We start from the raw sequence: 22,082 nt of genomic DNA, 5'->3' as shown, positions 1-22,082 counted from the left end.
CGGGCGTCATCCGGCGAGGCGGCTCACCGAGCGCCTCGGACCCGTCGGATCACGGCAGCCGGGTCCGGGCCGACCATGTTCCCGCGCCAGGCCACGTGATGGTCGGGCCGGAGGAGGACGAGGTCGCGTTCCCATACCTGCCGGGCGCCGGTGTCGGTCACCACCGTGTGGCTGACCGGCACACCCTGGGCGGCTGCCGCGTCGAGGAGCGGGTCCGCGCGGCCGTCGCCGGCGAAGTCGACGAGGGTGAGGGACGGGGCGAAGCGATCGTAGATCGGTTCACCGTCGTCGAGGACGACGCTGGGCGGACGGCCGCCGGGCCAGGTCGTCGGCGTGTACTCCCGGGGACTCCACGGGGGTTCGGGCGAATCCTCGTGGCAGACGACGGTCGAGTCGCCGTAGCGGTAGCCCAGCTCGATGCCCCGGTACTCGTTCTCGCCGCGCTCGGCGGTGAGGAAGGCCGCGACGGCATCGGGCGGGGCACCCCCGCGAAGAAGCGCTCCCGCCTCCAGGTGCACACCGAGGTGCCGGTGTGACGTGTGCATGTTGCGCTGGCCCACCGGCCGGCGTTCCGTCTCGTAGCTGTCGAGCAGGCCGGGGCCGCCGAAGCCCCTGACCAGGGCGGCGATCTTCCAGGCCACGTCGACCGCGTCGCCGATGCCGGTGTTCATTCCGTAGGCACCGGTCGGGAACATGCGATGAGCGGCGTCGCCGGCGAGGAGAACGCGTCCGGCCCGGTACCGGTCCGCGAGCATGAAGCCGGGGCGCCAGCGAGAGGTCAGGAGCACCTTGTCGATCTTGACGTCCGTCCGCATCGTGTCGAGCAGGAAGGCCGCCGGATCGGCTGGGGGGATGTCGAACTCGGACGCGTCCATGCCGTTGACGTGCGCGGTCCAGGTGTCCACCTCGTCCTGGGCGATGATGACGTACCGGAAGGCGAAGTAGTGCCAGAACCGCCCGTGCCGGTGCAGGCTGTCCAGGTCGCGGCTCTTGAAGTGCACCATGAAGGCACCCGGCAACCCGGGTACGCCGAAGCCCTCCTCGCCGATGCCCACCGTCCTGCGGACCTGGCTCGACGCGCCGTCGCACCCGATCACGTACCGGGACCGCAGCCGGACCGGTTGGTCGGTCAGCACGTCGACCAGGTGGCTGGTCACCCCGCCGTCGTCCTGGGTGAGGGAGTCGAACCGCAGTCCGCAGCGCAGGTCGACGAGCGGGTTGCGCCGGCAGTGGGCCCGCAGGACCGGCTCCAGGTCGATCTGGGAGATGCGCTGGCCGGGTTCGGCGGGCTGGGTGCCGTCGTTGTGCTCGGCGATGTGTCGCCACTGTTCGGCCACCGAGGGGAGTCCCCACGTGGTGATCGGCTCACCGGCGAGGCCGGTCGACCAGATCACGTCGGCCCGGTGCTCGGGGGCGACCCCGGCGGCACGGACGTCGTCGGCGATGCCGAGTTGCCGGAGGAACTCCATGCTGCGGGAGTTGACGTAGTCGAGCTTGGGGTGAACGGACGTCTCGAAGGTCTGGTCGACGAGAACGCAGGGAACGCCCTGGCGGGCGAGCGCCAGGGCGGTGACCATGCCGACCGGGCCCGCGCCCACGACCAGAACCGGTGCCGGATCCACGATTGACCCTCCCGAAGGGGTGCGGGGCGGTGCGACCCGCCCCACACCGTTCACGGCTGTTCAGAGTGCTTCGCTGGGCGTCCGGCTCTCCCGGCCGCGCTCGTCCGTGCCACCGGTGGTGGGCACGTCCCTCCGGGCGGGCACGACGGCACCCGTGAGGGCACGCACCTGCGTCTCGGCGAAGCGGGCGTCGTCGCGCTCCCTGCTGGTGACCGTGCCGAGGTAGCCGAAGAGGAAGCCGAGCGGCGCCCCGAGCAGGCCGGGCTCGAAGTCGACGAACTTGAAGTCGGCGTCGGGGAACAGGGCGGTGGGGTCACCCGACACCCCGTTGGAGAACAGGGCCATGAACAGGGTCACGGCGAGTCCTCCGTAGACCGTCCACAGCAGTCCCCGGGTGTTGTAACGCCGCCAGAACAGCGAGTAGACGACCGCCGGCAGGACACAGGCGGCACCCAGGTCGATCGACGTCGGGATGAAGATGTGGGTGAGCTGGGTCAGCATCGCCAGGCCGAAGACGACGGAGATGACCCCGACGATCAGTACGGTGCGCCGGATGCTCTTGAGCTCGGCGGCCGGTTCCCGCTTCCGGCCCCGCGCCGCGTTGACGTCCTTGGTGATGGACGTCACCCCGTTGAGCAGCAGTGCCGCGAAGATCCCGCCGGTCGACATCAGGGCGATCCCGCCGAGTGCGCCGGTGGCCCAGCCACCGCCGATTTCGTCCGCGATCTTGGGCAGGGTGATGTCGCGGTGGGCCCCGACCTGGCCGATGGCGTCCCCGCCGAGGATCGCGACGGCGCCGAGACCGAGGATGATCATGCACGTCCAGAACGCGACGGTGATGATCGACGCCCAGCCGGCCGACCGCCGTGCCTCCCGCCCGTTGGGCGTCACGAAGTACCGCATGAACAGGAACGGCATCCCCAGGGCCCCGACGGCGATGGAGAAGGTCTTCGACAGGTGGACCCACGGGTCCTGGTCCGACGCGTACGTGGAACCCTCTGCGAACAGGCGGCCGGTGGTCAGCAGGTCGAGACCGCGCTCGTCGGGATTCGCGTTGGCCTCGGCGTCGTTGAGCAGTTCGACGAGGTTCAGCCTGTACCGGACCAGCACCACCGCGGCCAGCACCGCCACCAGGCCACCCATCAGGACCACCTTGAGCACCAGGATCCGGGTGACTCCTTCCATGCCACCCAGGTACACCCAGGCGACGGCGAGCAGCCCGACGACGGCGGTGATGCCGGCCACCAGGGGCGCGTTGACGGTGGAACTGGTGGAGAACATCCGGTTGGCGACCATGGCGACCGACGCCAGGGCGATGACCGTGAACATGGTGTAGACGACCAGGGTGAGGACCGCCGACGCGATCCGCGCCGGCCGCTCGCGGGCGCGCAGCGCGAACACGTCGCCCAGGGTGTACCCGCCCACGTTCCGTACCGGCCCGGCGTAGATCAGCACCCCGACCACGGTGGACATGCTGAAGGCGGTCAGCAGGAGGATGGCGTCGAAGCCGTTCAGCGCGACGTGCCCGGTAATGATGATCACGGTGGAGTACATGATGGTCCCACCGACCATCGCGAGAGCGTTCTGGCCCGCGCCGATCCGCCGGCCCGCGAGGAGGAAGTCGCTCGGGTTGCGGATGCCGCCACGGGCCGCGCTCACGAGCACGAACACCACGACGCCGATGGCAATGGCGACCGCGAAGGCGACCGCGGGCGACGACCAGGTGTTGTCGATCGGGGGTGGCGCGGGGACCGCGAGAACACCGGTCATCGGAGATCTCCTTCCAGGTCCGCCCGGATCTGCTCGCTGAGGGGATCGAGTCGTTCGCGGGCGAAGCGCAGGGACACCACGGCGATCGCCACCACGAGGAGGAGGGACAGGCCGATGAACAGCAGGCCCACGTTCATGGGGCCACCGAGCCCGGTCCGGAAGAAGTCCGGCACGAAGGCAGCGAGCGTGATGCCGGCGAACCACCACCCGTAGAAGGCGACGCTCGCCCACACGATGAAGGAATTCGATCGGCGCCGCAGCGTCCTGAATTGGGCGCTGTCATATACCGCGACATAACGGTCGTTGTTCGCTGCCGAGTCCACCGTGCCCATGACACCTCCTCTGAGGACGTCGGGATGACGTCGTCGTGACGTGGCGGTCAGTCGATACGCGGCAGTCTCCGTCGCCCCTCCCACACCAGGCATGGCCCATTCACGGGATTTTCGGCGTGCGGCGCCAGAATGGCGTGCCGCTCCGGTCGAACCGCGTGAACGTGTGATGCCTGTCGATGGCTTCGGGGCCGATGGTGTCGCCATGACCTCGGCGCTGGAGAAGACCACGTGGACGTACGACGACTTCACGAGCGACGAACTCGACCCCGCCCGCTGGACGATCATGTCGATGGCGGCACCGGACGGCGCGACCATCCGGTACCAGGACCGCAACGCCCGGGTGCGTACCGGTGACGGGCGGCTGGAGCTGACCGTCAGCCCGTTCACCCGCTTCCACGACACGGACCCGAGGCGGAACAACGCCAAGCAGATGTACCGGTCCGTACGACGCTTCGCCGCGCCGGCGGCGGGCCGGCTGACGTTCGAGGTCGAGATGGGGGTGCGGACCTACGGCCAGATTCCGCACGACCTGCTCGACGCCTACGGCACGGTGAACCTCTTCGACCTGGAGACCGGCGTCGTGCTCAACGCCGCCGCCACGAACGACACCGTCTACGCGGTCGTCGAGCGACTGGCACTTCCCGGCGTGACCCGCCCGGACGAGCACTACGTCCACCGGGTGGTGCTGGACGTGCCGACGGAGCCGGGACGTCGGCACGGTTACGCCGTCACCTACCGGGCCGAGACGTCGGAGGTGGAGTTCCACGTCGACGGCAGACCCGCCTACTGGACGCGGCTGCCGGTGCCGGTGGCGGGCTTCCACGCCGGCATGGCCCTCTTCTCGGCCCGGGACCTCTCCCGCTACCCGCGCGCGCAGCGGGAACACGGGCAGGGCGCGACCGGCTGGTGGGGGCCGTGGCGGATCACGACCGGCCTCAGATGAGCACCTCCCCGCCGTCGATGTTCAGGTTGACACCGTTGACCGCCCGGTTCTCCAGCAGGAACGTGATCGCCTCGGTGCAGTCCTGCATGGTCACCGGCCGCCGGGTGAGCGCGCGTGCAGCGGCGGCCTCGCGCGCGGCGGATTTGTCACTCCAGAAGGGCGTGTCGGAGACGATGCTCGGGTGCAGGGCGTTGACCCGGACCGGCGAGAGTTCCACCGCCAGTGTCCTGACCAGCGCGCCGATGCCGCCGTTGGCGGTCGTCACGGTCGTGGAGCCCGGATACGGCCGGTGACTGGCCAGGCCGCCGATCAGGACGACCGCGCTCTCGTCGGTCATCCGTGGGGCGAGCGCCTGCAGCACCGCCGTGTAGCCGACGAGTTTCACCGTCAGCAGGCGGATCGCGTCGGCCGGACGGTATTCCCGAACCGTGTTGTAGTCCCGGTCGAGCGCCGCGAGCACCAGGTGGTCGACGCGTCGCACGTCGGCCAGCGCGGCCACCATCCGCTCCGGCTCGGCCAGGTCCAGGGCGAGCCCGCGGGCCCGCCCGCCGATCTCGTCGGCGACGCCCTTGGTCCGGTCCTCCGAACGACCGGTGACGACCACGTCGTTTCCCCGTCTGGCTGCCGACTGGGCGAAGTGTCGCCCGATCCCCGACGTTCCGCCGACGACGACGACCTGAGTACGCTCGGACATTGACGTGTTCCTCCATGGTCGGGTGATGGTCCGGCCGGGGGCATGGCCACCCGGCCGCCTAGCTCTCCAACTCGGCCAGCACGGTGGCCGTGGACAACGGCACCGCGCAGCGCTTCGCGGCGTAGCGGAGCGCCATGAGATGGTCGTCGAACGACAGGTCGGCCAGCGCGTCCGCCACGAGGAACGGCTGGATGTCGCGGCTGAACGCGTCGCAGACGGTGACGAGGCACCCCATGTGCGCGTAGACACCGCAGACGACGAGCTGGTCCCGTCCCGACCGCCGCAGCCGTTCCTCGAGGTCGCTGCGGTAGAACGCGCTGTAGCGCCACTTGGTCAGCACCGTGTCGCCCGGCTCGGGGGCGATGTCGTCGGCGAGGCCGCGGTCGGCCTCCTCGCTGCTCATGCCGGGACCCCAGAGGTCGTGCAGCAGCCCCCGGTCCTGGCGGCTCATGCCACCCGGCTGCGCCGTGTACAGCACCGGCACCCCGGCCGCGCGCGCCGCCGCGAGCAGCTTCATCACGTTGGCGACCAGCTCGGTCAGCGGAGACTGCCCGGCCGGAAACGGGCGCAGGAAGTACCGCTGCATGTCGTGCACCAGCACGGCGGCCCGGTCCGGACGCGGGCGCCAGGGCAGCGCCGTGCTCGGCAGGTCGTCGTCACCGGGCATCCGGTACGACGCGATCGGGGCCATGGCCATGGTTCTTCGCCTCCTGTTCCTCGTCGACGACGTCACACGTGCCGAGCGGCACCCCAGGTCACACGTGCAGGGCGGCGCCGCCGTCCACGTACAGGTCGTGCATGGTGACGTGGCCGGCCTGGTCGGACACGAGGTACGCGACCGCGTCGGCCACGTCCCGGGGCTGGGCCAGCTTCCGCAGCGGGATGCCGACCTTGTACGCAGCCGGCGAGCCCTCGATTACCTGCCTCGGATCGGCGCCCCCGAGCATCGCCCGCAGCATGGGCGTGTCGGTCGAGCCGGGCGAGACGACGTTGCACCGGATGCCGTAGTCGGCGAGCTCCAGCCCCAGACAGCGGGTGAAGTGGGCGGACGCGGCCTTCGAGGCGGCGTAGGCGGCCATCTCCGCGCGGGGCACGCCGGCGGCGTTCGACGCCACGGTCACGATCGCGCCCCGATGGCGGTGGATCATGCGTCGGGCCACCGCACGGGACATGTGGAACACCCCGGCCGCGTTGACCGAGAACATGTCGCTCCACTGCCGGTCCGACAGCTCGACCACCCGGCCGGTGTGCAGGACGCCGGCCGCGTTGACGAGGATCCCGACCGGCCCCAGCTCGTCCTCGACGCGCCGCACGAGCGCGTCCACGGCCTCGCTGTCGCAGACGTCGACACGGTAGCCACGGGCCGACTGGCCCTCGGCCTCGAGTTTGGTCACCACGGTGGCGAGTGCCTCGGCATTGCGGTCCACGGCCGCGACGTGCGCTCCCGCGCCGGCCAGGACGCCTGCCACGGCGGCGCCGATGCCCTGCCCCGCACCGGTGACCAGTGCGACCGTCGACTCGATCCCGGTCAGTTCCATCATGCCCTCCTGCTGGTCGTGGCGGCTTGCTCGGCGTCGTACCCGAAGAGCCACTCGTGGCGGTCCAGACCCGACGAGATCTCGGCGGAGGTGTCCCGGCGGCGCTGGGCGTCCCCGTCGACCAGGTGGAAGGTCTCCGCGTTGGCACGGGACTGACGCTGGATCCGCGTGGTGCGGGGAAGCCGGATCCGTTCGTAGCGGCGCAGGGCCGCGTCCAGGCCGTTCGGGCCCGCGTCGGCCAGACAGACCGCGAGCACGACGGCGTCCTCGATCGCCTGGTTCGCGCCCTGCGCCTGGAACGGCAGCATCGGATGCGCGGCGTCACCGATGACGGCCACCCGTCCCGAGCTGAGCCGGTCGATGCTCTCGCGGTCGTGCAGCGCCCACCTGCTGACCGTCTGCGCCGCGCCGATCAGTCGTGCGACGTCCCGGTGCCAGCCCGCGTACGCCTTCGCGAGTTCGGCGACGTCACCCCGCGCCGACCACGACTCCTCCCGCCAGTCGGCGGCGGAGACGGTCGCGCCGAAGCTCACCTGCCGGCCGGACGACACCGGATAGCAGACGACGTGCTGGTCCGGCCCGAGCCACAACCGCACCCGGGGTTCGGTGAGCAGGAAGGGCACCCGTTCGGCCGGGACCAGTCCCCGGTAGATCGTCTGCCCGGAGTACCGCGGCTGGTCGGCCACGATCTGCTCGCGTACGACCGAGTGGATGCCGTCGGCGCCCACCACCAGGTCGGCCGCGACCGTCGTACCGTCGGACAGGTGCAGCCGCGCCTCGTCGGTGCTCTGCGTCACGGCGACGAGCCGGGCCCCGAGGTGCACCCGGTCCGGCGGCACGAGCGAGAGCAGGGCGCTGTGCAGGTCCGCCCGGTGCACCGCGTGATAGGGCGCCCCGAAACGGCGGTGGCACTGGTCGCCCAGCGGGGTGCGGTGCAGGAGCCGGCCGTCGTCCCAGCGGCGCATCTCGATCGCCTCCGGTGCGACCGCGACCGCGCGCAGGCGATCGCGCAGGCCCAGCCGGTGCAGCAGCCGGGTGGCGTTGGGCGCCACCTGCACTCCCGCCCCCACCTCGCTCAGGCGGTCGGTCTGCTCGTGGACGTGGCAGTCGATGCCGGCCCGGTGCAGGGCGGCGGCGAGGGTGAGGCCGGCGATTCCGGCCCCGGCCACGGCCACCCGTATCTGCGGCATGTCGTCCCCGTCAGTAGTAGAGGAGCGCTTTGCCCCAGTCCTCGTCGGGCCCGAACAGGCTGCGCGGCTTGACCACGTCCGGCATGCTGGTCAGCGCCGCGCGCGGCACCAGCGTCCCCGGAGCCAGCCCGACGACCTCGCTGTCGACCCCGAACGCGGCCCGTACCGCAGCCGTCAGCTCCGCCTGCGCGGCCACCCGGTGCTCCTCGGGCACCTCGATCTCGATGCGCAACGCCGTCGGTTCCGCCTTCGCCCGCCAGAACACCACCCCGTGGGACTCCGGGAGGGAGAAGACGAGTTCCTCCAGCCGGTGCTGGGTGACCGTCGCCGCGCCGACCCGGTAGCCGAACGCCGCCCGGCCGAGCACCCGAACGGTGGGGAGGTTCCAGCCGCAGGCACAGTCGTCGTAGGAGACCGACACGTCGTCCTCGAGGTTGTACCGCAGCAGCGGCATCGCCTCGCGGAACAGCGGGGTGACCACGAGCTGTCCGTCCCCGTCCGCGCGGACGGTGCCGGTCCGTGGGTCGTACACCTCGAACAGCGCCCGGTCGGCCCACAGGTGCATCCGGCCGTTCGGGCACTCGCCGGCGAGGCTGCCGGTCTCGGTGGAGCCGTACTCCTCGATCACCGGCACCCCCCACAGCCGGCTGATCCGGCGACGGCGGGCGTCGGTGAGCGGCTCGCCGCCGACGAACAACGCACGCAGCGCGGGGAAGTCGGCGTCGGGCCGGTGCCCGGCCGCGGTCGCCGCGGCGGCCCAGATGAGACATTCGGTCGGCACCGACCAGGTCAGCGTGACACCCAGGTCGTGCATCACCCGGACCACCCGGGCGTACGGCATGGCCAGCGACCGGTTGTCGCCGGGCACCACGGTGGCCCCGCGCAGCCGGCCGGCGGCGTGCGCGAGATGCCCCGTCAGCAGCAGCGCGTACGGCGTACGCACCAGGAAGACGTCCTCGGCGGACATCCCGATCCACTTGCGGGCGAAGCGCTCGGCCAGGTCGGTCCAGTCCTCGGCCGTGTAGTAGGAGGGCGTGGGCCGGCCGGCGGTCCCGCTCGACTCGTGGTAGGTCGCCAGCCGCTCCTTCGAGACGGCGAGCATGCCGAAGGGGTAGTTGTCCCGTAGGTCCTGCTTCGTGGTCAGCGGCAGGTCGGCGAGGTCGGCGGCGGTCGCGGGCAGGGCCCCGGGGTCCAGCCGGTCGCGGTAGAACGGCGAGCGGGTCGCCCAGGTGACCGTCTGCGACAGCTGCTTCTCCTGAAGGCGCTGAAGGTCCTCCGGCCCGTGCCACTGGCCGAGTTGAGGCAGGCTCGGACGTGGGTCGTTCACCGCTTCTCCTCTCCTAGCAGTCGATGTGCGTTGTCCCAGGCGACCTGCCGCCACTGCTCGGGCGACAGCCGCAGTGCCTGAAACTTGGCCAGCTCCACGGCCGGGTGCTGGAGCGGGTACTCGGAGCCGAACACCACCCGCCCGGCGCCGAGGCGGCGCAGCGCCGCCTCGACCACGCACGTGTAGCCGCCCGAGGTCTCCAGCAGGATGTTCGGCTCGTCCCGGATCAGGGTGAGGGCGTAGAGGTCGATGTTGCCGATGCCGCTGTGCCCGAGCACGAAGTCCACCTGCGGGAACCTGCGGCCCAGGTCGACGAGGTCGGCCACGCCCGCGCCCGGCCGGTCCAGGCAGACCACGTACACCGGGTGGTCGAACTCCGCCGCCACGCCGACGAGGTCGGCGACCCGGGGATCGGTCAGGCCGACCCCGTGGACGGCGGGCGAGATCTCCAGGCCGCGGAACTCGGCGGCCCTGGCCCGGTACGCCTCGGCCGGGCGGTGCGGGTTGGCGAAGAAGAACGGCACGAGGCGCCCGTCGGTGCCGGCGCAGGCGGCCAGCACCGCGTCGTTGTCGGCGTCGGTCTCGACGTGGCCGCCCTCGACGAGCTGGCGGGAGAGGCGGTCCAGGTCGATGGTGCCGCCCGCGCACACCACCGCCCGCTCCAGCCCGCACTCGTCCAGCGCCGACCGGAGCCGCTCCCCCGCCCCCGGCCGGGGAGCCAGGCGTACGTGGAAGTCGAAGACGGGCTCAGGGAGGCGGGCACCCCCCGACGCTCCCTCCGTGATCATCGCCGCCACCCTCGTCCCCCGTCGCTCACTTCTCGATGCAGAACTCGTTGATCGGGTAGCCGACGTGCCGCTGCTCGACCGGCAGGCAGCCGAGCACCTTCGTCCCCTCGGTCAGCTCCGTGACGTTCAGCACCGTGCCGCCCGGCCCGAGCACCCGCACGTGCCAGTCGTCCTGGACGATGAGGTTGACCCTCACACCCGAGGGGGCGACCGCGTCGATCGCGAGCAGCGGACGCGTCTCGATCTTGACGCGACCCACCGTGACGATCCGGGACTTCCCCAACGAGTCGACGGCGAGCACCCGGCCGCCGGAGACCAGCTCGCTGAGGTAGTTGGTGCGCCCGTTGGCCGACAGCGTGTACGAGTGCAGCGCACCGGCGTTCACCCGGAACGGCCGGGTCGGCATGTACGGCAGCGGGTGGGTCTCGCTACAGCACAGGATCATGCCGGTGGAATGCGAGCCGACGAGGATGCCCTCGTCGAGCCGGAAGTTCGTGCAGGTGTCGACACAGGCCCGTTCGCCCATCCCGACCCGCCGGATCCCGGTGACCTCCAGCTCCACCAGGGGCACGTCCGCCGCCCTGCTGACCGCGGCGGCCTTCAGCGCGGTGGCCTCCCCCGGGACACGGGGGGCGAGCATCACACCGTCGGAGCCGTGTTCGAGGACACCGAAGACGATCTCCGCCTCCTCGACGTCGGCCACCTGGGTGACGATGCTGCCGTCCGCGCCGGCCGCGGCGGCCAGCACGATCTCCAACGGGATCTTGGTGGGGTTCCGGAAGTACAGCAGGCTCCACCGGTCGTGGCGCGCGGCACGGCACGCGTCGTCGAGGCTGTCGGCGTCGATGATTTCCACGTACCGGCCGAACTCCACGTCGGGGTACTGCTGTGCAAGCGCGGCGGGCTCCCCGTGCCGGGCCGGCTCGACGATGACCAGGTCGGCCGGTCCCAGCTTCTCCGGCAGCGGCTGGTTCTGCGGGAACAGGACCTTCTTCACCGTCGGGGGAAGCGGCTCCAGGTCGGCCGGATCGGCCGCCACGATGGCGTCCACCCTCTGGTGCAGGGCCTCCTCGATGATGGCCGCCTTGGCCCCGTCGACGTTACGGATGTCCAGCCAGCACAGCTTCACGGTCTCTCCTCGCGGAAGGTCAGGGAGTCTCAGTAGGTAAGGGCAAGCCGGTCGTCGACGCCGTCGGGCTCCGGGAGGCGCCGTGATTCGTGCACCAGCCGCGCGACGGCGGCGGCCATCCAGCCGGGCTGGTCGGCCTGGAAGACGTTGCGTCCCATGGCCACTCCGGCCGCGCCGCCGCGCAGCGCGCCCGACACGTAGGCCAGCACGGTCCCGGTGTCCGCCGAGCGCGGGCCGCCGGCCACGATGAGCGGAATGGGACAGGCCCGGACCACGTCGGCCATCTGCTCGGGGGTGCCCGGGTAGTTGGTCTTGACGATGTCCGCGCCGAGGTCGGCGGCCAGGGTCGCGGCGTGCGCCACCAGTTCCGGCGCCCGGGGGTCGGTGATCTGCGGTCCGCGGGCGTACACCATGGCGAGCAGCGGGACGTTCCAGCGGTCGCACTCCCCCGCCACCGCCGCCAGGTCGGCGATCTGCCGGGCCTCCTGGGGTGAGCCCAGGTTGACGTGCACGCTGACCGCGTCGGCGCCCAACCGCAGCGCCTCCTCCACGTGGGCGACCAGGTACTTCGCGTCCGGATCCGGGGCGTGCCGGGTACTCACGCTCAGGTGCACGATCAGCGACATGTCGCCGAACCAGCCGGGATCGACATGGCGGAGGCTGCCCTTGTGCAGCACCACGGCGTCGACACCGGTGCCGGCGAGTTCTCCGAGCAGGGAGTTCAGGTCACCGCGGCGCAGCGGTCCGTCGGTGACGGAATGGTCGAGCGGCACCACGAGCAGACGTCCGTCGTCATGCCGGAACAGGCGTCGCAGGCGGAGGCCTCGGGCGAACGAGGCGTTGAGTACAGCCACGGTGTCATGCCTCTCTCAAGCGATGGCGGGACGACCGGAGGTCGCGGAGGTGACGTCTGCCGGCTCGTGCCGGTCGAGGTGGAACTCGCGGTGCAGCGTCTCGACGGCGTGGACGGTGCGTTCACGCGGCACGATCACGGAGAGCCGCATCTGGGAGGTGGAGATCCAGCTCGTCGGAATGCCGGCCGCAGCGAGTGCCGCCATCAGCCTGGCCGTGTACTCGGGCCGGCTGAGCAGGCCCATCCCGACCACCGACACCTTGCCGACGTTCTCGTCGAAGTGCACGCCCCCGCCGAAGGCCGCCGTCAGCTCGTGCAGCGCGGCCCGCACGGACTGGGCCTGGCTCCGACGGATCGTGAAGCCCATCCGGAACTCGTTCTCGTAGGGCCCGGACCGGGCCACCAGGTCCACCACCGTCCCGTGGGCGGCCAGCACCGCGAACACATCCGGGGCCAGGTCGCGGCGGCTGTCCCGGCAGTGCACCAGCACGCGCGCGACGTCGGTGTCGTGGGTCACCGCCACGACGGCCCGCCGGGTCTCCAGCGGACGGCCGTCCGGCCACTCCACGACGGTCGTTCCGGGCGCCTGTGACGAGGCGTTGCGGACGCGCACTTCGACCCCTTCCATGGCGGCCAGTTCGATGCAGCGGGTGTGCAGGACCCGCGCGCCGGCGAACGCCATCTCCGCCATCACGCCGGGCTGGACCCAGGGCAGGCAGCGGGCCGCGGGCAGGATGCGGGGATCGGCGCTGAAGACACCGTCCACGTCGGTGTAGATCTCGCAGGCCGATGCGCGAAGTCGCGCCGCCAGCGCGACCGCGGTCGTGTCCGAGCCGCCGCGTCCGAGCGTGGCGACGTCCCCGACGCGGTCGACCCCCTGGAATCCGGTGACCACAGCGACCTCGCCAGCGTCCAGCGCCGCCTCCACACGTTCGGCTCCGATCCGCGAGATGAGCGCGTCGCCGTGCCGATCGGTGGTCCGGATCCCGGCCTGGTGCCCGGTCAGCGAAACGGCCGGCACCCCCAGCCCGTTCAGGGCGAGGGCCATCAACGCCGCCGACTCGGACTCGCCCACGGCCAGCAACTGGTCCAGTTCCCGGGACGGATCCGTGGCACCGACGTCGGCGGCCAGCCGCAGCAGGTCGTCGGTTCTGCTGCCACGCGCCGAGACGACCACGGCGACGGCCGATCCACGCCGCCGGGCCGCCGCGATACGCAGGGCGGCATGACGGACGCAGTCGAGAGTCTGCAGGGAAGTACCGCCGTATTTCTGGACCAGCACATTCACAGTCGTTTTCACCGCCCCTCGTCGAGGTCGTATGCCGCCGACAGTAGTCGCGGCGCACCTCGCCGGCTACGACGTACGCAAGGGGTGATCCTCATTCAGGTGTTTACGCCATACCGCCCCAGCGTTACCGGAAATACGGGACGACGACTTCACGTCATGCGCGACGACTTTCGCCGCCGCAGTATCGAGAGGGGTGATCTGATCTCATGCAAAGGGAGCGATATGGACGGGACGCATTCGAGCATGGCCAGCCCCCCGGACCTACTGGCCGGCCTCGGCGAGGACGGGCGCGCCTTCGCCCTGCTGTACCGGCCCGGATCGGCCCAGAACGCGCAGGTGGAGGTCCTGACCGGCGAGGTCTGCGAGATGGACGGCCTCGCCGACCTCCCCCTGCCCGGCGAGCCGGCCAACGGCGCGCGGCACGACCTGCTCGTGGCGATCCCGTACCGGCAGATCACCGAACGGGGGTTCGACTGCCACGACGATCACGCGCCCCTGCTCGCCATGCGCGTCCACCGGCAGGCCCGACTCAGCCGCGCCCAGGCCCTGGCCAGCCTGCCCGAGCGGAACGTACCCGTGTCCGACGCCGGGTTCGACGTCAGCGACGAGGACTACGCGGCGATCGTCAGACGGGTGCTGGCAGACGAGATCGGACAGGGCGCCGGATCCAACTTCGTCATCCGTCGTTCCTTCACCGCGCGCCTGGACGACTACTCGGTCCGCACGGAACTCGCGATCTTCCGACGGCTGCTGACCGGTGAACTCGGGTCGTACTGGACGTTCCTGTTCCACACCGGCGCGGGCACGACGTTCATCGGCGCCTCGCCGGAACGGCACGTCAGCATGGTCGACGGCACCGTCTCGATGAATCCCATCAGCGGGACCTACCGGCATCCCGCGACCGGCCCGGACATTTCCGGGCTCCTGGGTTTCCTGCACGACCCGAAAGAGGCCAACGAGCTCTACATGGTCGTGGACGAGGAACTGAAAATGATGGCCCGAATGTGCACCTCCGGCGGCCGGGTGCACGGCCCGTTTCTCAAGGAAATGGCGCGCCTGACCCATACCGAGTACATCCTGACCGGCCGGAGCGATCTCGACGTACGCGACGTGCTGCGGGAGACCCTGCTCGCACCGACCGTCACCGGCAGTCCGCTCGAGAACGCCTTCCGGGTCATCGGCCGCCACGAGACGACGGGCCGCGGATACTACAGCGGCGTCCTCGCGGTGATCGGCCGTGACGGGACGGGCAGCCGCACCCTCGACTCGGCGATCATGATCCGGACCGCCGAGATCCGCGACGACGGCCGGCTGCGCCTGGGTGTCGGCGCCACTCTGGTCCGTGACTCCCACCCCGAGTCGGAGGTGGCCGAGACGCGGGCCAAGGCCGCAGGTGTGCTCGAAGCGCTCGGCCTCGCCGGCGCCCGCGCCGCAGGTGCGCCCACCCCCGGGGGAGGGCACCCGTCACCGGCCGCTGATCCCCGGGTGCGCCGGGCACTGCTGTCCCGCAACGCCACGCTCTCGCGGTTCTGGCTCGACGGGGCACACCGGAGCACCCCGGAACCGGCGCTGGACGGACGGCGCGTGCTGGTCGTCGACAACGAGGACACCTTCATGGGGATGCTCGGTCACCAGCTGCGTGCCCTCGGCCTGCGGACCACGATCACGCGGTTCGACAGTCCGCTGCATCCGCGGGACTACGACCTCGCCGTCGTCGGTCCCGGCCCCGGCGACCCCGGTGACGCGACGGACCCGCGCATGAACACGCTCCGCGCGCTCACCCGTGACCTGCTCGCCGGCACCGTACCGTTCCTGTCCATCTGCCTGGGCCACCAGATTCTCGCCGCCGAACTCGGCTTCGAGATCATCCGCCGCCCGGTGCCCAACCAGGGCGTCCAGAAGCGGGTCGACCTGTTCGGTCGGAGCGAACTCGTGGGCTTCTACAACACCTACACCGCCCGCTCCGACCACGACTTCATCTCCTGCGGGCGGCACCGGCCCCTGGAGATCAGCCGGAACCCCCAGACCGGCGAGGTGCACGCCCTGCGCGGCGCGGGGTTCCGTTCCGTGCAGTTCCACCTCGAGTCCGTCCTCACCCAGCACGGCCCGCAGATCCTCACCGATCTGCTCGTCTCGCTGCTCAGGGACGCGGGAAGTGCCGGCGTTCCGGAGGCACGCGTGGGTGCGCTTCCCCGGTGAGAGGGCTCACCAGTCCCGTCTGGAAGGCGATGACCACCAGCTGCGCCCGGTCGCGGGCGCCCAGCTTGCCCATCGCGTGACTGACGTGGGTACGGGCGGTCGCCGGGCTGAGGAAGAGTTCGGCACCGATCTCGTCGTTGCTCAGGCCCTGCCCCACCAGAGCCAGCACCTCACGCTCGCGTTGGGTCAGCACCGCCAGTCGGTCCTCGCTGGCCTTGGTCACCGTCCGGGCCGCGGTGAACTGGGCGATGAGGCGGCGGGTGATCCGCGGCGCCAGCAACGCCTCCCCGGCGGCGACGACCCGGATGGCGTGCAGGAGTTCGGCCGGCCCGGCGTCCTTGAGCAGGAAGCCCGACGCGCCGGCCTGAAGCGCCTCGAACACGTACGCGTCGGTTTCGTAGGTGGTCAGGATCAGCACGCGGACCTGGTGCAGCCCGACGGTCCGGGCGATCTCACTGGTGGCCTGGATACCGTCCAGCTTGGGCATCCGGATGTCCATGAGCACGACGTCCGGTCGCGTGGCCCGGACCTGCTCCACCGCCTCGGCTCCGGTGGTGGCCTCCCCCACCACCTCGACGTCGTCCTCGACGTCGAGCAGAAGCCGGAACCCGGAGCGCACCAGCCGCTCGTCGTCGGCGAGCAGCACCCTGATCGGCGTACCGCCGGAGGACGCGTTCCCCGTGCTCACCGATGTACCGTTCCCGCCGGGGCGAGCGGCAGGCGTGCCTTGACCTCGAACCCGCCGTCCGGCAACGCCTCGGCGGCCAGGTCACCACCGAGCAGCAGACAGCGTTCGCGCATGCCGAAGATGCCGCAGCCGGGCTCGGCCGGGTCGGTGGTGCCGCCGCCCGGTGCGACCGCCGCGTGCAGCGCCATCCGGCCGTCGGCCCCGTCGCGACGACGCGCTTCGTTGGTCACCCGGACCTCCAGGGCGTCGATGCCGTAGTCCAGCACCACGTTCACCCGGGTCGGCCCGACGTGGCGGATCACGTTGGTGATCGACTCCTGGAGGATGCGGTACGCCGCGTTGCTGACCGCGCTCGGTGGCGGCGATGTCGGCGATGTCACCTCGAGGTTGATGTCGAGTCCGGCGTCGCGCGCCTTCGCGGTGAGGTCGTCGATCTCCGCCAGGCCGGGAGGCGGCACCCGGCCCTCGCTGGAGTCGCGCAACATCCCCAGGATGGCCCGCATCTCCCGCAACGCCTGGGAACTCATCTGCTCGATGGTCCGCAGCGTCTCGCGGGCCAGTTCCGGCCGCTTGTCGAGGACGTACGCGGTGACCCCGGCCTGGACGTTGATGATGGCGATGGCGTGCGCGACGGTGTCGTGGACCTCCCGGGCGATCCGCAGCCGCTCCGCGTCGACCCGGGCGCGTGCCTCCTCCTCCCGGGTCCGTTCGGCCGACTCGGCGCGTTCGAGTGCCTTGGCCGCGATGACCCGCCGGGACCGGACGGACTCGCCCAGGGCGGCGCTCATGATGCTGGCGCCGATCCGGAAGAACACCCATCCGATCGCGTCCCTGGGTTCGAGATCGGTTGCCGCGACCAGCCAGAGTGTGGCCAGCGCCGCGATCCCCACGCCGGCCATGAACAGGGACCGTCGCCCGTCGCCGAGGGCGGTGAGCGTGTAGATGACGACGAAGAGCCCGAGCCAGCCCGGACCGTCCGGAAAGTCGAGGGTGTAGTACGCCAGGCTGGCGAACGCGGCCGTGACGAATGCCGCGACCGGCCAGCGGCGACGCACGGCCACGACGGCGCCGCTGACGATCAGCAGCAGATAGCCCAGGTTCCCGAGGTCGGTGAGCGGGCGCAGCACCGTGTCGGGTTCCGCCGCGACCCGGCGGAGGGTCCCCTGGACCTGCATCACGGTGATGAAGAGGGCGAGGATCAGATCCTGCGCCAGCGCGGGCAGGCGGAGCCCCGCGATTCGGTCGGGCATGTCGCAATCATAGATATCCCGGGGACGATACGACTCCCGTCAGACACGCGGACAGCTACGACGAGAAGCGCGGTCGGAGTCGATCTCTCTACGTCGGAACGCGTAGACCATCCTCATCCGCTGATCGAAGAACTCTCCAGCTTGATCGTGGGAGAATCGCTTGCCTGGAACCACCGACGGAGGCACCTTGGCCGCACCGCGTCGGCGGACCGAACACCCCTCTGACCCAACCGACCTAAAGGGGTTCTCCCATGCGTAAAGCGTTCGCCGGCCTGGCGGCATTGTTGCTGGTCGTCATCGTCGTGCAGTTCTTCCTGGCCGCCAGTGGCGCGTTCGATTCCGCGCCCCTCGACGAGGCGTTCCGGCCCCACCGTGCACTGGGGTTCGGGACGGTCCTGCTCGCCGTGGTGTTGACGGTGGTGGCCGCGCTGGCAAAGATGCCCGGTCGGATCATCGGCCTGTCCGGCCTGGTCGCCGGACTCGGCATCCTCCAGCCCGTGATCGCGGTCATCGCCAGGGCCTTCGGTGACTCGGGGGACACCACGGCCGCCGGACAGCTCGTGTTCGGCCTGCACGCGGTGAACGGGCTGGCCATGGCGATCGTGGTCCACAGCATCTTCCGGCAGTCGCGTGAGCTGGCGGCCACGCCGCCCACCACGCGGGCCGGCGTGGGCTCCCCGGCTGCCGGGTCGGCAGCCGGCCCGGCGCGATCGGCGTCATGACCACGGTCCAATGGATCCTGCTGGACCATGCCGTAGCACTGCTGGGTGTCGCGCTCTGGTTCGCGACCGGTGTCACGGCAGTCCTCCAGCGCCATCGGCTCGCCTTCGGCCTCCTCGTCGGAGCCGTCCTGGTGACGCTCACCCGACCGGCCACCGTCGTGACGTTGGCCGGTCGGGGTTGGTGGTTCGCACAGGAGAAGGTCCTGCTGGGGCTTCCGCTGCTCGGGGCCGCGGCACTGGCCGCCGTGGTCGTCGCCGGGCCCCGGCTGTTCGCCGCGCGGCGGACGCCCGGTGCGGGCCTGCCGGTCGGCGGCGTCGTCGCGCTGTTCACCGCCGCGTACGCCGCACTGGCCGGCCTGGTGGTGACGTTCCTCGCCGGATACCCGCTGACCTGGAGCACCGCGCTGATCGCGGTCTCCCTCGTCTGTGCCGGCGCTCTCCTGACCGCGCAGGTGCTCGGCAGGCAGGCCGGCGAGCACACCGATGCCGAATCCCCGGTCAGCCTGCGTACGACGGCGCCACGGGACAGCTCGGCACTCTCCCGCCGTGGGTTCATCGGCCTGGCCGCCGGAGCGGTCGCGGCGGGAGCGGGGATCACCGGTGTCGGCCTGCTGTTCCGGAGTCCCGAGGCGGTGGTCACCGGTGGCGGGCCGCGACGCGCCTCCGGGTCCCGGCCACCGGTCTCGGTGGCGGACCTGCGGGGTCCCAGCGCACCGGCCCCGGGCGGCACCAGTCACCGGCACACCCTCACCGCCAGGACCGCCACCGTACGCCTCGCATCCGGAGGTGACGTCGACGCGTGGACCTACGACGGCCAACTGCCCGGCCCGGCGATCACCGCGACGCAGGGTGATCTGATCGAGGTGACGCTGCGCAACTCCGACGTCGAGGACGGCGTCACCCTGCACTGGCACGGATACGACGTGCCGTGTGGTGAGGACGGTGCGCCGGGAGCCACGCAGGACGCGGTGGCGCCGGGCGGTGAGTTCGTCTACCGGTTCCGCGCCGACCAGGTGGGAACGTACTGGTACCACACGCACCAGGCATCGCACCCCGCCGTGCGCAGAGGGTTGTACGGGACGCTCGTCGTGAAACCGCGAGCGGGAGGGCCGGCCGAGGAGTTGGACCTGACGCTGCCCGTGCACACCTTCGACGACACCGTCGTGATCGGGAACCGGGAGGGGCGCACCGAACACACGGTCCGCCCCGGCGCGCCCGTACGACTGCGACTGGTCAACACCGACTCGGAGCCGCACTGGTTCGCGCTGGCCGGCGCGCCGTTCCGGGTGGTGGCCGTCGACGGCCGCGACCTCCACCAGCCGGGCGAGGTGCGTGAGGTCGGGCTTCGCCTACCCGCGGGTGGACGGTACGACGTGGTCCTGGCGATGCCGGGCACACCGGTGGCCCTCGTGCTCGACCACGACCACGGCAGCGGCGTAGTGCTCCGCCCGACCGGCCGCACCGGGAACGATCCGGCCCTGCCGGACACCTCCGGCTGGCCGGAACTCGATCTGCTGCGCTACGGCGAGCCCGCGATCGTGCCGTTCGACGCCGACAACGCCGACCGGCACTTCACGATCGTCCTGGACCGGGCCCTGGCCATGGTCGACGGTCGCCCGGCCTACGCCCAGACCGTCGACGGCCGCGGGCACCCGTCGATCCCCGACCAGCTCGTTGCCGAGGGGGACCTCGTCCGTTACACCGTGGTGAACCGGAGCCTCGAGACACACCCCTGGCACCTGCACGGCCACCCCGTGCTGATCCTCTCCCGGGACGGGACGCGCTCCTCCGGCAGCCCGCTGTGGGTGGACACCTTCGACGTGCGGCCGGGCGAGGTCTGGGAGGTGGCGTTCCGGGCCACCAACCCCGGCATCTGGATGAACCACTGCCACAACCTGCGGCACCAGGACCAGGGCATGATGCTGCAACTCGTCTACGACGGCGTCAGCACACCCTACGAGGACGCGAGCCACGGCCACTCCTGACCCGCGGGTGCGCCCAGGACCGCGTCGACGCGCCATCGGACGCCCCGCACCTCCCGGCCCCGACCCGACAACCACGAAGGATCTCCCACGATGACCGGAACCGAGCGCGACCTGGCGAGTGTCCGCTACATCGTCGACGACGTGCGCGCGGCGATCGAGTTCTACACCACCCACCTCGGCTTCACCGTGCTGAACGCCTACCCGCCGGCCTTCGCCGACGTCGCGCGTGGGCCGTTGCGGCTGCTCCTGTCCGGGCCGCCCAGCTCGGGAGCCCGGGCCACGCCGGCGGACGTGGCGGGATGCGGGCGGAACCGCATCCACCTCGTCGTCGACGACATCGACGCCGAGAAGGAACGGCTGGAGCGGGCCGGGGTGGTCTTCCGTAGCGACATCGTCTCGGGCCCCGGCGGACGTCAGATCCTGCTCGCCGACCCCGCCGGCAACCTCGTCGAGCTGTTCACTCCGGCGGTCCCCGCCTGAGCCCGGTGCGACGCCGAGCCCGGTGCGACGACCGAGCCACCGACCTGACCGTCAACGGTCCGCGTCACGGGCGGAGAGTCGCCTCGCCAGGATGGAGATGATCACCGTGGCGGCCACCACGTGCGTCGCGGCCAGGACGACCTGGGTGGACAGGGCGGTGTCCTGGGCGAGGCCGGGGCCGGCGAGGGAGAGGACGGTGAACGCGACGGCGGCCACCACGAAGGTGCGCGCGGGCCCCCTGGCCCATCGGGCCAGGACCACCGCGAGGACGATGCCGCCGATCGACCAGAGCACGACACTCTGGGCGACCGCGCCCACCGCGATCTTCTGGGCCTTCTCCTCCCAGACGCCGGCTGCCGCCATCGGAACGCCGGCAGCCCGGGCGACGAGCGTGAACGCCTCCGCGGTGACGGCACCGGCCAGGGCGGCCAGGATGCCGACCAGCCATACGGGGCGCGTGACCAGAGACGAGGCGAACGGGGACGGGGGCGGGGACTGGGGAACGGAAACACCCACGGCAATGCCTCCTGCTCGGCGGCTGGGGTGATGCCTCCTTTGTAGAGTAGACGCGGCGCCGCACTGCCGCCAGATCCACCGAAGCGAATATGAAGGCTGTCCGATACGTGGTCTTCGCCTGTCGATCCGGGAAACGGCGCACCGACCGGGCGATTGAGGTGCGTCAGGCCGGGTTACTACGGTTACGGTATTCAAAGGCCAGCAATACCCCGGGTCGGACCGTTTCGACGGTAGGCTCATGACCGGCTTCGACACGACGACCGTCACCATTCCGGTACGTATGCCGAGGTCGTTACCCGTCAATCATCCGAAGGGATTTCCGATGTCCGTCCGTCATGTGTTCACCGCCGCCGCCGCTGGGGTGCTCGGCGGGTTCGCGCTGGCCGCACCGGCCGCCGCACAGGTCACCGCCGCCGAGGAGGGCGGCTCCGGGCGCGGCAAATCCGTGCTCGGCCTGGTGCTGGCGCTGGTCGCGGTGGGCGTCGGCGCGTGGGCGCTGCGCTCCGCCGGTCGGGCCGGCGGCGGCAACGCCCGGGGCGGCGCCATCGCGGCCCTGGTGCTGGCGCTGGCCAGCATGATCTTCGGCGGGATGGCTCTGGCGGACTCCGCCGGTGAGGTCGGCAGCGGCAACGGTCGGGGCGGCGCCATCGCTGGCCTGGTGCTGGCGCTGGTCGGCCTGGTCCTCGGCGGAGTGGCTCTCGCCCGCTCCCGCCGTACCGCCTGACGGGCGGGGCGGCGGTTCCCGATCCACGCCGGGCCAGGGGCCGC

Annotated in this window: 21 protein-coding genes; 6 read left to right on the top strand and 15 right to left on the bottom strand. The window is 71.3% G+C overall.

From position 1 onward, the window contains the following. Window positions 1–23: 23 nt before the first annotated feature. From GA0074694_RS15750 to GA0074694_RS15740, 3 genes are read right to left on the bottom strand one after another with little or no spacing between them, the layout of a single operon-like run. Complete coding sequence (locus GA0074694_RS15750; protein ID WP_218105711.1) at window positions 24–1,622, bottom strand: FAD-dependent monooxygenase; 1,599 nt, start codon at window positions 1,620–1,622, stop codon at window positions 24–26. Window positions 1,623–1,682: 60 nt separating this feature from the next. Beyond that, entirely contained in the window at window positions 1,683–3,392 is a 1,710-nt protein-coding gene (locus GA0074694_RS15745; RefSeq protein ID WP_091459436.1) for a solute symporter family protein, read from the bottom strand. After that, complete coding sequence (locus GA0074694_RS15740) at window positions 3,389–3,724, bottom strand: DUF485 domain-containing protein (protein WP_091459435.1); 336 nt, start codon at window positions 3,722–3,724, stop codon at window positions 3,389–3,391. Before GA0074694_RS15740 ends, GA0074694_RS15745 begins: the two co-directional genes overlap by 4 nt. A 202-nt stretch (window positions 3,725–3,926) precedes the next feature. On the opposite strand from GA0074694_RS15740, the gene GA0074694_RS15735 reads away from it, so the two are divergent. Then, window positions 3,927–4,667 (top strand): DUF6081 family protein, encoded by a 741-nt coding sequence (locus GA0074694_RS15735; RefSeq protein ID WP_091463288.1) that lies wholly within the window; start codon window positions 3,927–3,929, stop codon window positions 4,665–4,667. On the opposite strand, the gene GA0074694_RS15730 is transcribed toward GA0074694_RS15735, so the two are convergent. The 9 genes from GA0074694_RS15730 to GA0074694_RS15690 are packed head-to-tail and all read right to left on the bottom strand — an operon-like array spanning window position 4,660 to window position 13,486. After that, window positions 4,660–5,361, bottom strand: coding sequence for an SDR family NAD(P)-dependent oxidoreductase (locus GA0074694_RS15730; protein ID WP_091459434.1), 702 nt, complete (start codon window positions 5,359–5,361; stop codon window positions 4,660–4,662). The genes GA0074694_RS15735 and GA0074694_RS15730 overlap by 8 nt on opposite strands. Window positions 5,362–5,419: 58 nt before the next feature. Then, entirely contained in the window at window positions 5,420–6,058 is a 639-nt protein-coding gene (locus GA0074694_RS15725; RefSeq protein ID WP_091459433.1) for an isochorismatase family protein, read from the bottom strand. A gap of 58 nt (window positions 6,059–6,116) precedes the next feature. Beyond that, the gene (locus GA0074694_RS15720; protein WP_091459431.1) at window positions 6,117–6,899 is read right to left on the bottom strand and encodes a 2,3-dihydro-2,3-dihydroxybenzoate dehydrogenase; all 783 of its coding nucleotides are present in this window, start codon (window positions 6,897–6,899) and stop codon (window positions 6,117–6,119) included. Then, window positions 6,899–8,089, bottom strand: a complete 1,191-nt coding sequence (locus GA0074694_RS15715) for an FAD-dependent monooxygenase (RefSeq protein WP_091459429.1) — start codon at window positions 8,087–8,089, stop codon at window positions 6,899–6,901. The genes GA0074694_RS15720 and GA0074694_RS15715 overlap by 1 nt, the downstream gene beginning before the upstream one ends. Before the next feature lie 10 nt (window positions 8,090–8,099). Next, complete coding sequence (locus GA0074694_RS15710) at window positions 8,100–9,416, bottom strand: phenylacetate--CoA ligase family protein (protein WP_091459427.1); 1,317 nt, start codon at window positions 9,414–9,416, stop codon at window positions 8,100–8,102. Then, window positions 9,413–10,204: an amidohydrolase family protein gene (locus tag GA0074694_RS15705; protein WP_091459425.1), complete on the bottom strand. Its 792-nt coding sequence runs from the start codon at window positions 10,202–10,204 to the stop codon at window positions 9,413–9,415. Before GA0074694_RS15705 ends, GA0074694_RS15710 begins: the two co-directional genes overlap by 4 nt. A gap of 25 nt (window positions 10,205–10,229) precedes the next feature. Further along, the gene (locus GA0074694_RS15700) at window positions 10,230–11,333 is read right to left on the bottom strand and encodes a 3-dehydroquinate synthase II (protein WP_091459423.1); all 1,104 of its coding nucleotides are present in this window, start codon (window positions 11,331–11,333) and stop codon (window positions 10,230–10,232) included. A gap of 29 nt (window positions 11,334–11,362) precedes the next feature. After that, on the bottom strand, window positions 11,363–12,187 hold the full coding sequence (locus GA0074694_RS15695; protein WP_091459421.1) for a 2-amino-3,7-dideoxy-D-threo-hept-6-ulosonate synthase: 825 nt from the start codon (window positions 12,185–12,187) through the stop codon (window positions 11,363–11,365). Window positions 12,188–12,202: 15 nt separating this feature from the next. Further along, window positions 12,203–13,486, bottom strand: a complete 1,284-nt coding sequence (locus GA0074694_RS15690) for an aspartate kinase (protein WP_218105710.1) — start codon at window positions 13,484–13,486, stop codon at window positions 12,203–12,205. 231 nt (window positions 13,487–13,717) lie between these two features. Here GA0074694_RS15690 and GA0074694_RS15685 point away from each other — a divergent pair, with 231 nt between their 5' ends. Further along, on the top strand, window positions 13,718–15,673 hold the full coding sequence (locus tag GA0074694_RS15685) for an anthranilate synthase family protein (RefSeq protein WP_091459417.1): 1,956 nt from the start codon (window positions 13,718–13,720) through the stop codon (window positions 15,671–15,673). On the opposite strand, the gene GA0074694_RS15680 is transcribed toward GA0074694_RS15685, so the two are convergent. Both GA0074694_RS15680 and GA0074694_RS15675 read right to left on the bottom strand, forming a co-directional pair. Further along, window positions 15,615–16,361 carry a response regulator transcription factor gene (locus tag GA0074694_RS15680; RefSeq protein WP_091459415.1) on the bottom strand — a complete coding sequence of 249 codons (747 nt, stop codon included), beginning with the start codon at window positions 16,359–16,361 and terminating at the stop codon, window positions 15,615–15,617. The two genes, GA0074694_RS15685 and GA0074694_RS15680, sit on opposite strands and share 59 nt — an antisense overlap. Then, window positions 16,358–17,611: a sensor histidine kinase gene (locus GA0074694_RS15675; RefSeq protein WP_091459413.1), complete on the bottom strand. Its 1,254-nt coding sequence runs from the start codon at window positions 17,609–17,611 to the stop codon at window positions 16,358–16,360. The genes GA0074694_RS15680 and GA0074694_RS15675 overlap by 4 nt, the downstream gene beginning before the upstream one ends. A gap of 251 nt (window positions 17,612–17,862) precedes the next feature. On the opposite strand from GA0074694_RS15675, the gene GA0074694_RS15670 reads away from it, so the two are divergent. The 3 genes from GA0074694_RS15670 (at window position 17,863) to GA0074694_RS15660 (ending at window position 20,798) form a co-directional block, all read left to right on the top strand. Further along, window positions 17,863–18,333, top strand: coding sequence for a DUF6220 domain-containing protein (locus GA0074694_RS15670; RefSeq protein ID WP_091459411.1), 471 nt, complete (start codon window positions 17,863–17,865; stop codon window positions 18,331–18,333). Beyond that, window positions 18,330–20,318, top strand: a complete 1,989-nt coding sequence (locus GA0074694_RS15665) for a multicopper oxidase family protein (protein WP_091459409.1) — start codon at window positions 18,330–18,332, stop codon at window positions 20,316–20,318. Before GA0074694_RS15670 ends, GA0074694_RS15665 begins: the two co-directional genes overlap by 4 nt. A gap of 90 nt (window positions 20,319–20,408) precedes the next feature. Then, window positions 20,409–20,798, top strand: coding sequence for a VOC family protein (locus GA0074694_RS15660; protein ID WP_091459407.1), 390 nt, complete (start codon window positions 20,409–20,411; stop codon window positions 20,796–20,798). A 51-nt stretch (window positions 20,799–20,849) separates the two neighbouring features. Here GA0074694_RS15660 and GA0074694_RS15655 read toward each other — a convergent pair whose 3' ends face one another. Beyond that, the gene (locus GA0074694_RS15655; protein ID WP_091459406.1) at window positions 20,850–21,314 is read right to left on the bottom strand and encodes a DUF6069 family protein; all 465 of its coding nucleotides are present in this window, start codon (window positions 21,312–21,314) and stop codon (window positions 20,850–20,852) included. Between the two features lie 322 nt (window positions 21,315–21,636). On the opposite strand from GA0074694_RS15655, the gene GA0074694_RS15650 reads away from it, so the two are divergent. Next, the gene (locus tag GA0074694_RS15650; RefSeq protein WP_091459404.1) at window positions 21,637–22,038 is read left to right on the top strand and encodes a DUF6223 family protein; all 402 of its coding nucleotides are present in this window, start codon (window positions 21,637–21,639) and stop codon (window positions 22,036–22,038) included. Window positions 22,039–22,082: the final 44 nt, after the last annotated feature.

Source organism: Micromonospora inyonensis, assembly GCF_900091415.1.
Classification (GTDB): Bacteria; Actinomycetota; Actinomycetes; order Mycobacteriales; family Micromonosporaceae; genus Micromonospora; species Micromonospora inyonensis.
Note: the sequence above shows the minus strand (reverse complement) of the source record. Positions and strands in the feature narration are given on the sequence as shown.